Raw genomic sequence first — 13,880 nt, forward strand, 5'->3', positions numbered from 1 at the left:
CCCGGAGGCGCGAGGATTTCGTTGAGGACGCTTGCCCGAGACGTCGCACTTCACTAACTGCGGCATCTCGGGAAGTCGGAGTGATTCGGATCATGCGCAGATCGCAATTGGCAGTGCTTGTCCTTGCAACGATGACGCTTGCCGGCGCGGCGAGCATCACGCCTGCCTCCGCCGATCCCTATGACTATCCGTGGTGCGCGCAGGGCCCGAGCCTCGGCTATCCCGGCGAATGCGCCTATCAGACCTATGATCAGTGCCTCGCGAGCGTGTCGGGACGCTATCTCGCCTGCGGAGAAAATCCGCGCTTCCTGTTTCGCCCGCAATTGCAAGCGGAGCCGCGGCCGCACCGTCGCTGGCACCGGCATCGGCACCATCGGCAATAGCCGTCTGATCCGAGGGCGCAGCCACCTCGCGTGATGATGCCCCGGCCTTGACGCGATCGTGAAGGCGGGCGCTTGACGCCGCGCCGTTTGCGTCTATACTAAACCACATGGTTAAGTTTCAAGACGAAACGCTGGACCGCACCTTCGCAGCGCTTTCCGATCCCACCCGCCGGGCGCTGCTGGCGCGGCTTGGCGAGCAGGACAGCCTGTCGGTGAGCGAACTGGCGCAGCCATTCGCGATGTCATTGCCGGCGATCATGAAGCATCTCGACGTGCTCACGGATGCAGGCCTGGTCGCGCGCGAAAAGACCGGCCGCACGGTAGCCTGCCGGCTCACCGCAAGGCCGATGGAGCAGGCGATGAGCTGGCTCAATCGCTATGCGCAATTCTGGTCCGATAATCTCGATCGCCTTGCCGCTTTTGTGGAGGAAGACCCATGGTCAATCAATCGGCCAACAAGTCCGCAGTCGCCGCCGACGCCGGCCTTGCCGCGCGTCCAAGCCTCACTCTCACGCGGCGGCTCCGCGCGCGGCCGGAAAAAGTCTACGCCGCGTGGACCGAGCCGGAAAACCTAGCGCGGTGGTTCGGTCCGGGGCAGGTCAAGCCCGGAACGACCCAAGCCGAGCTCGATGTCCGCGTCGGCGGGCGCTACAGGATCAAGTTCACCGGTACGAATGGGGAATATCACGAGGTCGGCGGCGTCTATCGCGAGGTGGTGCCGAACGAGAAGCTGGTGTTCAGCTGGGCCTGGCATTCGACGCCGGAGCGCGAGTCGGAGGTGACAGTGTCGATCAAGCCCGATGCCGGCGGCACCTTGCTCACCTTCCATCACGCGCAGTTCGTCGATGAGACCGCGCGCGACAACCACCAGCGCGGCTGGACCGAATTCCTCGGCAATCTCGAACACTTCGTCGACGCCTGAATAGGGAGCATCCCAGGGAGAACCCCATGCAACAGCACAACATCGTGTCGCGCGAGGAATGGATTGCGGCCCGCAAGGCGCTGATGGCGCGCGAGAAGGAGCTGACGCAAGCCCGCGAAGCGCTGAGCCGGCAGCGCCGCGAACTGCCCTGGGTCAAGGTCGACAAGGATTATGTGTTCGACGGACCCGATGGCAAGGTGACGCTCGGCGATCTCTTCAAGGGCAGGCCGCAGCTTGTGGTGCAGCACGTGATGTTCGCGCCGGACTGGGACGAAGCGTGCAAGAGCTGCTCGTTCTGGGTCGACGGCTTCGAACGCATGGTTCCGCATCTCGCCGCACGCGACACCACGATGATCGCGGTCTCGTTGGCGCCGCTCGCCAAGCTCGAGGCGTTCAAGAAGCGGATGGGCTGGACCTTCGACTGGATCTCGTCCGGCGACAATGATTTCAACTATGACTATGGCGTCTCGTTCACGCGCCAGCAGATCGACGCAAGGAACGCGCAATACAATTATGGCACGACCCCGCTCTACGGGCCCGAGCTGCCGGGAATCAGCGTCTTCTTCCGCGACGAGACCGGCACCGTGTTCCACACCTACTCCACCTTCGCGCGCGGCCTCGACATGATGAATGCGGCCTATCACTATCTCGACCTCACGCCGCTCGGCCGTCATGAGGAGGGCTTGCCCTATCCGATGGATTGGGTGCGGCTACGTGACCAGTACCAACCGGCGCCGGTTCAGGCATCCTGCTGTCACAGCTGACGAACGCTGACGCGTAGCGTTGGCGTTCGTCATCCCGGGGCGATGCGAAGCATCGAACCTCAGATGCGCAATTGCGCATCGGGGGATCTCGAGATTCCCGGCGCGCAGTTGCGCGCCTGAGGTTCACACTCCGCGTGCCCCGGAATGACGACAGAAAACAGCAGGAAATCGCCAATGCCCTACGTCGATGGCTTCATCGTCGCCGTGCCGAAGAAGAAACTCAACGCCTATGCACAGCTCTCGAAAAAGGCCGGCAAGGTCTGGCGCGAATATGGTGCGCTGGACTATCGCGAATGGGTTGCCGACGACGTCAAGCCGGGCAAGCTGACGTCATTTCCGCAGGGCGTGAAACTGAAGACCGGCGAAACCGTCGTGTTCGCCTGGATCACCTACAAGTCGCGCGCCCAGCGCGACAGGATCAACGCCAAGGTGATGGCCGATCCGCGCCTGGCGTCGATGGGCAAGGGCGACGTGCCATTCGATGCCAAGCGGATGATTTATGGCGGCTTTGCGAGCCTCGTGAAAGTGTGAGGCGGCGCACATTCGCCGCAATCGGTGCGGTAACCGGCCGTTAAACATGCCGATCGACAGGCGGCGCAATGCCGCTTGCGTTTACTTGGTGATCCCGTATACTTTGCAATACAAAGTTCGGGCGAATCATGCGCGACCTCGACAAGGCGTTGGCCGACATTCTCGCGATCCGCAACCAGATTGCGGCCGGAACCGCATTCCGCGGCTACGGGCCGGCGACGGTTGCGGCCACCAGTGGCATCGCACTCGTCACGGCGCTTGCGCAATATCTCTGGCTCGACGATCCGACCGGGCATCCGATTGCTTTCCTCGCCGGCTGGGCGGCGGCAGCGCTGCTATCCGCGGGGTTGATCTGGACCGAGATGCAGGCGCGCTCGCGGCGGCATCATTCCGGCCTCGCCGACGCGATGGTGCAGCAGGCGATCGAGCAGTTCGTTCCGGCGGCGATTGCCGGCGTGCTGCTGGCGATCCTGCAATGGAAATTCGCGCCTGAGACGCTGTGGATGCTGCCCGGCCTGTGGCAGGTGCTGGTCAGCCTCGGCGTGTTCGCCTCGGTCCGCCTGCTGCCGCGCACCATCGCGTTCGGCGGCGCCTGGTATTTCCTGTCCGGCTTCACGGTGCTGCTGATCGCAAGCCAGAGCCACGCGCTGTCGCCCTGGACCATGGGACTGCCCTTCGCGATCGGCCAGTTGCTGATCGCAGCACTGTTGTATTTCGCTTCCGGAGGCCATGATGCCGAAGACTGACATGACCAGCGCGCCATTCGCCTATGATGGCCTCGACCGCGTCATCCACGAGAAGGCGCGGCTCGGCTTGCTGACCTCGCTGATGGCGCATCCGAAAGGGCTCGCCTTTGCCGATCTCAAGCAGCTCTGCGGCCTGACCGACGGCAATCTCAGCCGGCATCTGCAGGTGCTGCAGGAGGCCGGCCTCGTCGACGTCATCAAGGGCTATGAAGGCAATCGCCCGCACACCACCTGCCGCCTGACCAGGAGCGGCCGCCGCCGCTTCCTCGATTATCTCGCCGTGCTCGAGCAGTTGGTGCGCGATGCGGCCAAGGCCGCCGGCAAGGACGAAGGCGCGTCTGGCCGCCTCGGTATCCAGCCGGTTTGATCATCCCATTTTTTGCCCGGAGACTTTGTAATGCGAAGCAACGTCGCGCTCGAGCCGGAGGTAGCCATGCGGCTCCACGTCGGCATCATCATGGACGGCAACGGCCGCTGGGCGACGCGGCGCGGCCTGTCGCGGCTGCGCGGACATGAGGCAGGCGTCGAGGCGATCCGCCGCATTGTCGAGGCCGCGCCGGACCAGGGCGTCGGCACGCTGACGCTCTATGCCTTCTCGAGCGACAATTGGCGCCGTCCGAAGGCTGAAGTCACGGCGCTGATGGGGCTGTTGCGGTTCTACCTCGCCAATGAGATCGCCGCCCTGGTGCGCAACGGCGTCCGCCTCACCGTGATCGGCCGCCGTGACCGGCTGCCCGACGGCATCGCGACCGCGATCACGCGCGCCGAGGCCGCAACCTCCGACGGCACCACGCTGCATTTGCGCATCGCCATCGACTATTCGGCACGCGATGCGATCCTGAACGCGGCCGCGCGCGCAGCCGGCGTCGGCCAGCTGAGCCGCGAAACCTTCGCCGATCTCATCACCGGCGAGGCGGGCCTGCGCGATGTCGACCTGATCATCCGCACCTCGGGCGAGAAGCGGCTGTCGGACTTCCTGCTCTGGGAAGGCGCCTATGCCGAGCTGCACTTCACCGAGCGGATGTGGCCCGAATTCGACGCCGACGATCTCGCCGACGCGCTCGCCTCGTTCCATCGCCGCGAGCGCCGCTTCGGCGGGCTGACCGCGATCGCGCCGGCGGAGGTGCCCAACCTCTAGCACGCCGGCCGCGCCTGCTGCTCTCTTCTCAAGCCTGGCCGGGGGGGTGGGCTCTCTTACCACACAATGCGGGGACGAACGATCACGCCAACCAAAGCGGGAGCGATCATCCATGCGCATTCTTCTCGTCAACGTGCCTCACCCTGCGATCGGCAGCCGGATTCCCGATGACCATCTGCCGCCGCTCGGCCTGCTATCGATCGGCGGGCCGCTGATCGACGACGGACACGACGTCCGTCTTCTCGATGCCGAGTTCGGGCCGATGCGAACCGAAGCCATCGTGATGGAGGCATCGCGGTTTTCGCCGGATGCCGTCCTGTTCGGTCATTCCGGCTCGACGTCAGGCCATCCTGTGATCGCCGAGGTCGCGCAGGCCGTCGTCAAGGCCATGCCCCATGTGCGGATCGTCTATGGCGGGGTGTTTCCGACCTATCATTGGCGCGAGATCCTGCGCGAGGAGCGCTACGTCACCGCGATCGTGCGCGGCGAGGGCGAGGAGACCGCGCGGCGTCTGATGCGGGCGCTGGAGACCGGCGGCGATCTGCGCATCATCAACGGCATCGCATGCCGCGATGACTATGGGCCGCGCGTGACGCCGCCTGCGCCTGTGATCCGCGATCTCGACGCCTATCGCGTCGGCTGGGAGTTGATCGATCATAACAGCTACAGTTATTGGGGCGGCCTGCGCGCCGTCGTCGTGCAGTTCTCGCGCGGCTGTCCGCATCTCTGCAATTATTGCGGTCAGCGCGGCTTCTGGACGCGATGGCGCCATCGCGATCCCGTGCGCTTCGCCAAGGACCTGGCGCGGCTCCATCGCGAGCACGGCGTCAAGGTGATCAACTTCGCCGACGAGAATCCGACCGTCTCGAAGAAGGCCTGGCGGACCTTCCTCGAGGCCCTGATCGCGGAGAATGTCGACCTGATCCTGGTCGGCTCGACCCGCGCCGACGACATCGTGCGCGATGCCGACATCCTGCATCTCTACAAGATGGCGGGCTGGCAGCGCTTCCTGCTCGGCATGGAGAACACCGACGAGAAGACGCTGGAGCTGATCCGCAAGGGCGCGACCACCACGATCGATCGCGAGGCGATCCGCCTGATGCGCCAGCACGGCATCCTGTCGATGGCAACCTGGGTGGTCGGCTTCGAGGAGGAGACCGATTGCGATCATTGGCGCGGGCTGCGGCAGCTTCTGTCCTACGACCCCGATCAGATCCAGATGCTCTACGTCACGCCGCATCGCTGGACGCCGTACTTCCGTCTCGCGGCCGAGCGGCGCGTGATTCAGACCGATCGCCGGCTCTGGGATTACAAGCATCAGGTGCTTGCGACACGGCACATGCCGCCGTGGCGCGTGCTGCTCTGGTTCAAGTTCACCGAGATGGTGCTGCAAAGCCGCCCGAAGGCCCTGCTCCGCGTGCTGTTTCACCGCGACGCCGGACTTCGCCATGCGATGCGCTGGTACACGCAGATGGGACGCCGGGTCTGGCCGCACGAAATTCTCGGCTTCCTGCGCGACAAAAGGCTGAAGAAAGGGCCGACGGTGCAGGAATTTTGGGGCGCGCCACAGGATATGGAAGAGGAATCGATGTTGTCGCAGCGGCCCGAGCGCCGCGTCGGGACATCGTGCGCAGCGTAAGTCGATACCGTTGCGCCGGGTCTGGATAACTGGCGCTGATGACTGGACCTTGGAGTCATCAGCGCGATAGTTTCCGGATCGGCTGCGCAGAACAAAAAGAACCGTGGCGGTCGAGGCGTCGAGTTGAGCATCCAGGTTGCGATTCTGAAAATATTGGCCAGTCACGTCAGCGGCAGGGCCACACTCGATTCACTCAAGCACGACCTCGCCATTCTCTCGTCAAGCGGCGACGATTGGCATGCGCGGATCAAGCGGCTGGCGTCACGGGTTCCCGAGCTCGATATCTTCAGCAGCTTCTATGTGCTGCGTGACGTCGAAGGCTGGCAGATCACATCGGCCGGACGCGAGTTCCTGCAGGCGCTGGAGGCCGTGACGCAAGACAATCTGTCGCCCACGCCGACGGACGAGAGCGCGATCCGCGCCGAGGGCGAGCTCATCGTGGTCGGTCATCGCTTCAAGAATCGAATGCGAACGCCGCGCGATCCCGAGCAGGGCGTATCGCCACGCTGCCGGCCGTTCCGCGAGCCGCATTGAACCTCGCCGCGTTGCGCGCGACCTAATCTCGGGGCGTGGCTCTGGAGGTCGCAAATGACTGCTTTGGCTCAATCGATTGCTCGCGCGTTTGCGGCCAATTCGCTTCGGAGCAGCATCGCCCGGCATGCTCTGCTGTTCGTCTTGGCGGTGTTGTTCGTCGCGGCGCTGCGGGCAAGCTATGGCCTCGATCTCAGCGCAGGGTTCTTCTGAAGCATGATCCGGAAAAGTGTGAAGCAGTTTTCCGAGGAGATCATGCTCAAAAAGGCCGCGCGACGAATTTTCCGGCGGCAACGTCATATTGGGTTAACCGGATCGGGATAGCTAAGCGCACGCTTTCCTTGCATCTCGAACCCGGGCCGATCTCCCATGGACAAGCCGATGCGCTGCCAGTGCGGCAGGACGCGCACCATCGTACTCGACAGGCATTTCCGCACTGCGCTGGTATGCCTGAAATGCGACGAGATCGAGCTGGCTGGGCCGGCCAGGCCGGAGCAAGAGCCGCAGGAACAAATGTTGACCGCACGATAGCGCGGTCGTTTTCGGCGCCGAAACCCGCTAGGTTCCGTCTGACGAAACGGACCAAAGCGAAACCCGATGCCGCATCCTTCCGATACCACCGCCGTAACCGGCGCCAGCGTAACTTTTGCCGACGTGCGCCGCGCCGCCGAAACCATCAAGGGCGCGGTTATGGTCACGGCGTGCAACGAGAGCCGCACGCTGGGCGAAATCTGCGGCTGCCGCCTGTTCCTCAAATTCGAAAATTTGCAGTTCACCGCGACCTTCAAGGAGCGCGGTGCGCTCAATCGCCTGCACGCGCTTTCGCCAGAGGAGCGCAAGCGCGGGGTGATCGCGATGTCGGCCGGCAATCATGCCCAGGGCGTGGCGTATCACGCCAAGCGGCTCGGCATTCCCGCCACCATTGTGATGCCGATCGGCACGCCGATGGTGAAGATCGAGAACACCAGGCGGCACGGCGCCGAGGTCATCATCACCGGACAGACGCTGGAAGAATGCTTTGCGTTCGTCAGCGCGCATGCCGCGCAGCACGGCCTCATCCTGGTCCACCCCTATGACGATCCCTTGATCATTGCCGGCCAGGGCACGATCGGGCTCGAAATGCTCGCGGCGGTGCCGGAGCTCGATATCCTGGTGGTGCCGATCGGCGGCGGCGGGCTGATCTCGGGCATCGCCACGGCCGCCAAGGCGCTGAAGCCGTCGGTGCAGATCGTCGGTGTGCAGGCGCAGCTCTATCCATCGATGTATAATGCCGTCAAAGGCGAGCAGTTGCCGATGCGCGGCGACACGCTCGCCGAGGGCATCGCGGTCAAGTCGCCCGGGCAGATCACCACCAAAATCGTCCGCGAGCTCGTCGACGACATCATCCTGGTCAGCGAGGACCAGATCGAGCGCGCGGTCGCGACCCTGATCTCGATCGAGAAGACGGTGGTCGAGGGCGCCGGCGCCGCCGGCCTCGCGGCGGTGCTCTCTGCACCGGAGCGCTTCGCCGGCAGCTCAGTCGGCCTCGTGCTGACCGGCGGCAATATTGACACCAGGCTGATCGCCTCGGTCCTGACCCGCGAACTCGCCCGCGAGGGACGGCTGACGCAACTGGCGCTCGACATCGTCGACCGGCCCGGCCAGCTGGCGGCGGTGTCGATCCTGCTTGCGGACGCCGGCGCCAACATCATCGAGGTCTCGCACCAGCGCACCTTCTCCGATCTGCCGGCCAAGGCGACGCTGCTCGAGCTCGTGATCGAAACCCGCGACCGCGCCCATCTGGAAGAGGTGCTGGCAAGGCTCAGCGCCGAAGGATTCGCGGTGCGGGAGAGCTAGCGACGCGATACCCATCCGCGAGTTTGAAGCACCCAACCCGTCATCCTGAGGTGCGAGCGGAGCGAGCCTCGAAGGATGAATCGGCCACCAGCGGGGCCGTCGATCCTTCGAGACGCGCGCAAGAGCGCGCTCCTCAGGATGACGGTTCTCCTTGACTAGTCCCCCGCCGCCAACTCGGCGAGCTTCGCGATCGTGTTGATATTCCGCGCGGTGCCCTGGACGGCGGCGGGGATCTTCAGCTTCGAGCGGCCCATGCCGCTGCCATAGGCGACATAGATCTCGCGCTTGCCGAGCCGCATCTGTTCGTCCTGCTGGCCCTTGACGTCCTTCAGGGCGTTCCTGGCCGGCGGCTCGTCGAGGAAGATCGCCACTGTATGGTTCGGCGGCTCGTTCGGAAACGGATTGGCCTGCAGCACCGCGGCGATCTCGTCGGCGCTCCGCACCACGACGCCGACCGGCTTGCCGGCATAGGCCTGCAGCCGCTTCTCCAGCGCGGCCTTGACCTTTGCAGCTGCGAGCTTCGAGGAAAACACGACATTGCCGCTGGCGATATAGGTCTGCACGTCGGCAAACCCCGCGTCGACGCACATCGCCTTCAATTCGGTCATCGGCAGCTTGCCGGTGCCGCCGACATTGACTGCGCGCAACAGGGCGACGTAACGCGGCATCACGGCCTCACGTCAGCAGCAGCGCCATGCCGGGATCACCCTTCTGCATCGCGCGCTGATAGGCTGGGCGCGCGGCAATGCGGCCGAGATAGTCCCTGATGTTGGGGCAGCGGCCGAGGTCGTAGGGCAGGAAATAGCGCATGGTCGTGAGCGAGAAGCCGATCATGATGTCGGCCGTCGTGAATTCGTCGCCCGCGAGATAGCGCGCGCCACCGACCCGCGCCTCGATCAGATCGAACGAGCGGTCGACCCGCGCTTTGGTCGCCACCAGCATCGGATTGTCGGCCGCGAGGTTGAGGCGGTTCAGGATCATGCTGCGGCCCATCTGCGCCTGCAGCGTGCCATTGGCGAAGTGAAACCAGTACAGGAACTGCGCAAAATCAGCATGGTCTGATGTCAGCGTCAGCCGTCCGTTGCCGTATTTGGCGATGATGTATTCGACCACCGCGCCGGACTCGGCCAGCACCAGTTCGCCGTCGGTGATGATGGGCGCGGTGCCGATCGGGTGCAACGCCTTGTAGTCGGCCGGCGCGAGCATCGTGACGGGATCGCGCGCGTAGCACGTCAGCTCATAGGGGATCTCCAGCTCTTCGCACAGCCAGACGATCCGTTCCGATTGCGACTTGCCGAGATGATGGACAGTGAGCATGCGTGCTCCTTATCAGGCGGCCGCTTTCTTCTTCGCGGGCTTCTTCTCAGATTTCGCCTCAGATTTGTTCTCAGGCTTCTTCTCGGGCTTCTTGGCCGGCGGCGGCTCTTCCATCGCCTTCTTCATGGCGCGGGCATAGGCGTCGGCTGCGTTCTCCGCCGAATTCTGCAACCGCTTGGCGGTCGCGGTGGCGTTCAGGATCGTGCTCTTGGCGAGGTGGCGGAAGCGCGCCTTGGTCTCCTTGTCCTTGGCCTTGGCCGCGCGCGCGACCCAGACGGCCTGGCGCTTCTTCGCGGCCGCCATCACGGCTTTGGTCTGCGCTCTTGCGGTTTGCCGGATGACGGCGTCGAGGTCGGCTTCGGCCATTCAGATGCACTCATTGACTGGACAGGCGCCGGGCGGGCGCACGGAGGGAGGGGAGCTATCACTAGTACCCAGAATCAGAGCTGAGTGATACGGCGGCCTTTGAAACGGCGTTGACGGACCTTTTTCTTGGTCCAGACGAAGGGCTCGGCTCTGTCGTTGTATGCGTTGACGTAGGCATCGATGTGCTCCTGAAGCTGCGTGAGGCTTGTGAAGGAGGTGCCGCTGAGCGACTGCCCCTGCAAGATCGAAAACCATACCTCGACCTGATTGAGCCAAGACGCACTTGTCGGCGTGAAATGAAATTGCACGTTGGGGTGGGCCTTGAGCCAATGCTCGTTCTTCTTGTGGGTGTTGAGGTTGTCGAGGATGACGTGAAGCTTCCGGTTCGGAAAAGCCGCGGTGACGCTGTTCATGAAGTCGAGAAACTCGACGCGGCGTCGGCGTTTTGAATGCGCCGCGATGATCTTTCCGGTGGCGACTTCGAGCGCCGCAAACAATGTTGTGGTGCCATGCCGCTTGTAATCGTGGCTCTGGCCGGTCAAGGCGCGGCCATTGGGCAACTTCAGATAACCCTGCGCTCGCTCCAAAGCCTGGATCGAGGGCTTCTCGTCCACGCACAGCACAATGGCCTTCGCGGGCGGGGCGACATAGAGGCCGACAACATCGGCGGCTTTGGCCGTAAAGTTCGGGTCGTTGCTCTCACACCAGGACTTACGAGCCGCGAGGTCAATCTTGTGGCTGCGCAGGAACCGCCAGACATATTGGACGTCAACATCGCCCAGCGCCCCGGCCAGCAGGGGCCCGGTCCAGCGTGCGAACCCGTCCGGCGGCGGCTTGTCCAGCAGCTTCAGAATCCGCTTGTCGGTGGCCTTCGTATAGATTGGCTGCTTGCCCGGTCGCGGCTTGTCTTGCAGCCCTTCAAGGCCTTGGTCGGCATAGCGATGCCGCCAAAGGCTGACAATCCGCGGCTGGACCCCAACTTCCTTGGCGATCGACCGAGTGCTGCGTCCATCCGCCGCCAACAGAACTATCCGCGCCCGCTTCAAATCGCGCTGCAACGTCACCGGGGAGCGGCAACACGCCTCAAGCACCTTGCGATCTTTCCTCGAAAGGTGGACTTCTCTTGCTTCGGGTATCATCCCGACCTTGAATCACGACTCACGCTTTAAGAACAGTAGGTACTAGCGCAACCGGCGCCGTTTGAACATCTGGTCCTTTGGCGATCGCCGGCGGATGCTGCCGCCGTCTGCTGCGACCATGCCGGCATCACCGGCCAGGCTATCGGGCGCGCCGTTCGGCATGATATAGCGGCGTGGCCTGGCCAGGGGCGGCGCAGTCCAATCGAGGTTTCGATGCACGCAATCAGCCGAAGGAGCCTGCTTGGCGGCCTTGCCCTGCTGGCCGCATCGCCCTCGCTTGCGGCGGTGCCGGCTGAGACGCTGAGCGTCGATGCCAGCGAAGGCCGCGTCGCGCTCAACCATTTTGCTTCCGGGCGCACCGGCAAGCGGCCGGCGGTGCTTGTCCTGCACGGATCGCGCGGTTTCGATCTCAGGCCGCGGGCCTATGAACGCTATGCCAATGCGCTGACCGCGGACGGCATCGACGCCTATTTCGTTCGCTATTATACGCCGGCCGACGAGCAAGCGTTCGAGACGATGCACACGCACGTGATCCGCGAGGCCTATGAGACCGGGCGTTTCGACGCCTGGGCCGCGCGGGTCTCGTCCGTAGTGACGGCGGTGCTTGCGGGCGCGGACAGTTCCGGCCGGATCGGGCTGCTCGGCTTCTCGCTCGGCGGCTACGTTGCCGCGGCAGCGGCGGCCCGCGACAAGCGGGTGGCTGCGCTGGCCGTGCTGTATGGCGGCATGCCCGACAACGTTGTGCCAGAGGTCAAGCATCTGCCGCCGATGATCGAGTTGCACGGCGAGGCGGACCGCAACGTGCCGCTCGCCAAGGGCGAGGCGCTTGTCGGTCTCGGCAAGTCGGTCGGTGCCGCGGCGGAGATCGTCCGATACCCGGGCAAGGCGCACGGTTTCGACTTCGCGGACAATGATCCGATGACGGCCGATGCCGTCGGTCGTGTTGCCAGCTTTTTCCAAGCGCGCCTGAACGTGGCTTGAGTCCTGATCGCCCTGGATACGGGAGCTGCGCGGGACTTTGTTTAGTCCGCAGCCGGACCCGGCGGCACCTTCGCGCCGGCGAGCAGTCCGGCCAGCTCCACCTGCCGGCCGAGCCCGGTCTTCGCCAGCACGGCCTTGAGCTGGTTGCGCACGGTTTCGCGGGAGATGCCGAAGGCGACCGCGATCGCCTCGACGGTTCGTCCCTCGCCGATGCCGCGCGCGACCCGCGCTTCCGCCGGCGTCAGGTCGAACAGGCCCTGCAACACCTCCGCGGTCGGCACCTCGGCCGGTACCACCGGCGTCACGATCACGATCGCCAGCGCGCGATCGAACAGGTCACGCGCCGAACCGTGGATCGGGACCAGATGCACGATCAGCGGCGGGCGATCGTCCTGTGCTGCGATCGGCACCGAGCGGACCTCGACGCTGATCAGCCCGTGATCCAGCGCTGCAAGCGCCTGGGCGAACAGCGCGTCGGCGGTGGGCGCCGCCAGCGCCAGGCGCTCGGCGCGATCCTGCATCACGTCGGGCACCAGGCGGTCGAACAGCGTGTTGGCCGCCATCAGGCGGCCGCCGCGCCGCAGCACGGCCGCGGGCAGTCCGAGCATCGCCAGCGACTCGGTTGCCGCCCTGGCGCGCTCCATCCCGAGCCGGGCCGACAGCAATGCGGCACGCGCCAGATGCGGGCGCAGCGCATCGAGCTGCTCGATCGCTTCGCGCTCGATCGGTCCGTGCTGGTATTCGCGCTCGACGCTGTAGATCAGCATGTCGCCGCTCGGCACCGGGATTGCGGTGCCGGCACCCCAGCCGAGCCCACGCGGCCGGAAGAATTCGCGGATCTGGAAATCCTGCTGCACCTCCTCGGGCGTATCGAACACGTCGATGTCGCGCAGGAAGCCGGCATGGTTGGCCGCGAGCAGGCGCGGCAACCGCCCGTTGCGCTGGTGCCAGCCGCCTTCGACATAGGCCGCCGTGTCGTCGTGCATGTCGGGGGATGCGATCCATCGGACGTCATGCGGAGCCGCCGTCAGCAGCACGGTTCCGCGCGCACGCGCGATCTCGCCGACCTGATGCAGGACGTTCGGCCACAACTCGGGGAGGACGGCGGCCTCATAGGCCAGTTCAATCAGACGCTCGTGCAGGTCGTTCGCCATCGGCCATCCCGAAAAAATTGTTAACCAATAGATAAACCCTTCGGCCTCGGAAATATTGCGTAGAGCAATTCGGTCCAGCCCACGAGTCCGGGCTATTCCGGTGCGTCGTAGGGCATCATGGTGAATCCCAGCGTTTCGCCGGTCTTGTTTGCACCCTCGCGCAGATGTGCCGGGCCTTGCTCGTTTGGCTGCGGCTCGGTCCGCGGCCGGCCAAAAGTCGCAGAGGTCAATCCCAAGACCCGACAAGCAAGACCTGACGATCAAGACCCGACAATCGAAGTCCGGCGATGGCGCCTCCGCCTTGTATGGCGGAATTGAAGCCGCGTGACAGTCAGAAATACCCCGAAGTGTCTCGAAACGTATTCGGCGTGAATTGTCGCTGTGCCGGGCCTTCCAGCGTGGCGGGATTGCAACGCCGCGCGCGATCATTCGA

The 13,880-nt window shown here is 64.5% G+C and carries 17 protein-coding genes and 1 pseudogene; 13 read left to right on the plus strand and 5 right to left on the minus strand.

All coding sequences use genetic code 11. The features are described 5' to 3' along the window. The first annotated feature begins 92 nt into the window (after positions 1-92). The 12 genes and pseudogenes from HAP54_RS14495 (at position 93) to HAP54_RS14550 (ending at position 8,490) form a co-directional block, all read left to right on the plus strand. The gene (locus tag HAP54_RS14495) at positions 93-383 is read left to right on the plus strand and encodes a DUF3551 domain-containing protein (protein ID WP_166300963.1); all 291 of its coding nucleotides are present in this window, start codon (positions 93-95) and stop codon (positions 381-383) included. Between the two features lie 107 nt (positions 384-490). Continuing rightward, positions 491-682: pseudogene (locus tag HAP54_RS14500) on the plus strand (ArsR/SmtB family transcription factor); the annotation flags it as partial. Positions 683-819: 137 nt separating this feature from the next. Further along, positions 820-1,305 carry an SRPBCC family protein gene (locus tag HAP54_RS14505; RefSeq protein WP_248114501.1) on the plus strand — a complete coding sequence of 162 codons (486 nt, stop codon included), beginning with the start codon at positions 820-822 and terminating at the stop codon, positions 1,303-1,305. A gap of 26 nt (positions 1,306-1,331) precedes the next feature. Further along, the gene (locus tag HAP54_RS14510; protein WP_166300969.1) at positions 1,332-2,069 is read left to right on the plus strand and encodes a DUF899 domain-containing protein; all 738 of its coding nucleotides are present in this window, start codon (positions 1,332-1,334) and stop codon (positions 2,067-2,069) included. Positions 2,070-2,243: 174 nt separating this feature from the next. Further along, the gene (locus HAP54_RS14515) at positions 2,244-2,600 is read left to right on the plus strand and encodes a DUF1428 domain-containing protein (protein WP_166300972.1); all 357 of its coding nucleotides are present in this window, start codon (positions 2,244-2,246) and stop codon (positions 2,598-2,600) included. A 128-nt stretch (positions 2,601-2,728) separates the two neighbouring features. Then, complete coding sequence (locus HAP54_RS14520) at positions 2,729-3,346, plus strand: hypothetical protein (protein WP_166212509.1); 618 nt, start codon at positions 2,729-2,731, stop codon at positions 3,344-3,346. Further along, positions 3,333-3,713, plus strand: a complete 381-nt coding sequence (locus tag HAP54_RS14525; protein ID WP_166300974.1) for a transcriptional regulator — start codon at positions 3,333-3,335, stop codon at positions 3,711-3,713. Before HAP54_RS14520 ends, HAP54_RS14525 begins: the two co-directional genes overlap by 14 nt. A 30-nt stretch (positions 3,714-3,743) precedes the next feature. Beyond that, on the plus strand, positions 3,744-4,484 hold the full coding sequence (locus tag HAP54_RS14530; RefSeq protein WP_166300977.1) for a di-trans,poly-cis-decaprenylcistransferase: 741 nt from the start codon (positions 3,744-3,746) through the stop codon (positions 4,482-4,484). 112 nt (positions 4,485-4,596) lie between these two features. Further along, positions 4,597-6,123 carry a magnesium-protoporphyrin IX monomethyl ester anaerobic oxidative cyclase gene (bchE, locus tag HAP54_RS14535; RefSeq protein WP_166300980.1) on the plus strand — a complete coding sequence of 509 codons (1,527 nt, stop codon included), beginning with the start codon at positions 4,597-4,599 and terminating at the stop codon, positions 6,121-6,123. Between the two features lie 123 nt (positions 6,124-6,246). Continuing rightward, positions 6,247-6,657: an aminoacyl-tRNA deacylase gene (locus tag HAP54_RS14540; RefSeq protein WP_224741931.1), complete on the plus strand. Its 411-nt coding sequence runs from the start codon at positions 6,247-6,249 to the stop codon at positions 6,655-6,657. Between the two features lie 54 nt (positions 6,658-6,711). Further along, positions 6,712-6,867 carry a response regulator gene (locus HAP54_RS14545; RefSeq protein WP_166300983.1) on the plus strand — a complete coding sequence of 52 codons (156 nt, stop codon included), beginning with the start codon at positions 6,712-6,714 and terminating at the stop codon, positions 6,865-6,867. Positions 6,868-7,251: 384 nt separating this feature from the next. Continuing rightward, positions 7,252-8,490, plus strand: a complete 1,239-nt coding sequence (locus HAP54_RS14550; protein WP_166300986.1) for a threonine ammonia-lyase — start codon at positions 7,252-7,254, stop codon at positions 8,488-8,490. A 155-nt stretch (positions 8,491-8,645) separates the two neighbouring features. Here the strand turns inward: HAP54_RS14550 and HAP54_RS14555 are convergent, their stop codons facing one another. The 4 genes from HAP54_RS14555 to HAP54_RS14570 form a co-directional block, all read right to left on the minus strand. Then, on the minus strand, positions 8,646-9,158 hold the full coding sequence (locus tag HAP54_RS14555) for a DUF1697 domain-containing protein (protein ID WP_166300989.1): 513 nt from the start codon (positions 9,156-9,158) through the stop codon (positions 8,646-8,648). 7 nt (positions 9,159-9,165) lie between these two features. After that, a complete protein-coding gene (locus tag HAP54_RS14560; RefSeq protein ID WP_166300992.1) occupies positions 9,166-9,807 on the minus strand; it encodes a glutathione S-transferase family protein in 642 nt (213 codons plus the stop codon). 12 nt (positions 9,808-9,819) lie between these two features. Then, entirely contained in the window at positions 9,820-10,173 is a 354-nt protein-coding gene (locus HAP54_RS14565; protein ID WP_166300995.1) for a hypothetical protein, read from the minus strand. Positions 10,174-10,247: 74 nt separating this feature from the next. Continuing rightward, positions 10,248-11,312, minus strand: a complete 1,065-nt coding sequence (locus HAP54_RS14570; protein ID WP_166204319.1) for an IS630 family transposase — start codon at positions 11,310-11,312, stop codon at positions 10,248-10,250. A 285-nt stretch (positions 11,313-11,597) separates the two neighbouring features. On the opposite strand from HAP54_RS14570, the gene HAP54_RS14575 reads away from it, so the two are divergent. Beyond that, the gene (locus tag HAP54_RS14575) at positions 11,598-12,293 is read left to right on the plus strand and encodes a dienelactone hydrolase family protein (protein ID WP_248114500.1); all 696 of its coding nucleotides are present in this window, start codon (positions 11,598-11,600) and stop codon (positions 12,291-12,293) included. Between the two features lie 41 nt (positions 12,294-12,334). On the opposite strand, the gene HAP54_RS14580 is transcribed toward HAP54_RS14575, so the two are convergent. Continuing rightward, on the minus strand, positions 12,335-13,447 hold the full coding sequence (locus HAP54_RS14580; protein WP_166301000.1) for a helix-turn-helix transcriptional regulator: 1,113 nt from the start codon (positions 13,445-13,447) through the stop codon (positions 12,335-12,337). Between the last annotated feature and the right edge of the window lie 433 nt (positions 13,448-13,880).

This window comes from Bradyrhizobium sp. 2S1, assembly GCF_011516625.5.
GTDB classification, from domain to species: domain Bacteria; phylum Pseudomonadota; class Alphaproteobacteria; order Rhizobiales; family Xanthobacteraceae; genus Bradyrhizobium; species Bradyrhizobium septentrionale.

Coding starts and splice junctions, on each gene's coding strand:
- HAP54_RS14495 (WP_166300963.1), top strand. CDS start 93: ATGCGCAGATCGCAATTGGCAGTGCTTGTCCTTGCAACGATGACGCTT.
- HAP54_RS14505 (WP_248114501.1), top strand. CDS start 820: ATGGTCAATCAATCGGCCAACAAGTCCGCAGTCGCCGCCGACGCCGGC.
- HAP54_RS14510 (WP_166300969.1), top strand. CDS start 1,332: ATGCAACAGCACAACATCGTGTCGCGCGAGGAATGGATTGCGGCCCGC.
- HAP54_RS14515 (WP_166300972.1), top strand. CDS start 2,244: ATGCCCTACGTCGATGGCTTCATCGTCGCCGTGCCGAAGAAGAAACTC.
- HAP54_RS14520 (WP_166212509.1), top strand. CDS start 2,729: ATGCGCGACCTCGACAAGGCGTTGGCCGACATTCTCGCGATCCGCAAC.
- HAP54_RS14525 (WP_166300974.1), top strand. CDS start 3,333: ATGCCGAAGACTGACATGACCAGCGCGCCATTCGCCTATGATGGCCTC.
- HAP54_RS14530 (WP_166300977.1), top strand. CDS start 3,744: ATGCGAAGCAACGTCGCGCTCGAGCCGGAGGTAGCCATGCGGCTCCAC.
- bchE (WP_166300980.1), top strand. CDS start 4,597: ATGCGCATTCTTCTCGTCAACGTGCCTCACCCTGCGATCGGCAGCCGG.
- HAP54_RS14545 (WP_166300983.1), top strand. CDS start 6,712: ATGACTGCTTTGGCTCAATCGATTGCTCGCGCGTTTGCGGCCAATTCG.
- HAP54_RS14550 (WP_166300986.1), top strand. CDS start 7,252: ATGCCGCATCCTTCCGATACCACCGCCGTAACCGGCGCCAGCGTAACT.
- HAP54_RS14555 (WP_166300989.1), bottom strand. CDS start 9,158: ATGCCGCGTTACGTCGCCCTGTTGCGCGCAGTCAATGTCGGCGGCACC.
- HAP54_RS14560 (WP_166300992.1), bottom strand. CDS start 9,807: ATGCTCACTGTCCATCATCTCGGCAAGTCGCAATCGGAACGGATCGTC.
- HAP54_RS14565 (WP_166300995.1), bottom strand. CDS start 10,173: ATGGCCGAAGCCGACCTCGACGCCGTCATCCGGCAAACCGCAAGAGCG.
- HAP54_RS14570 (WP_166204319.1), bottom strand. CDS start 11,312: ATGATACCCGAAGCAAGAGAAGTCCACCTTTCGAGGAAAGATCGCAAG.
- HAP54_RS14580 (WP_166301000.1), bottom strand. CDS start 13,447: ATGGCGAACGACCTGCACGAGCGTCTGATTGAACTGGCCTATGAGGCC.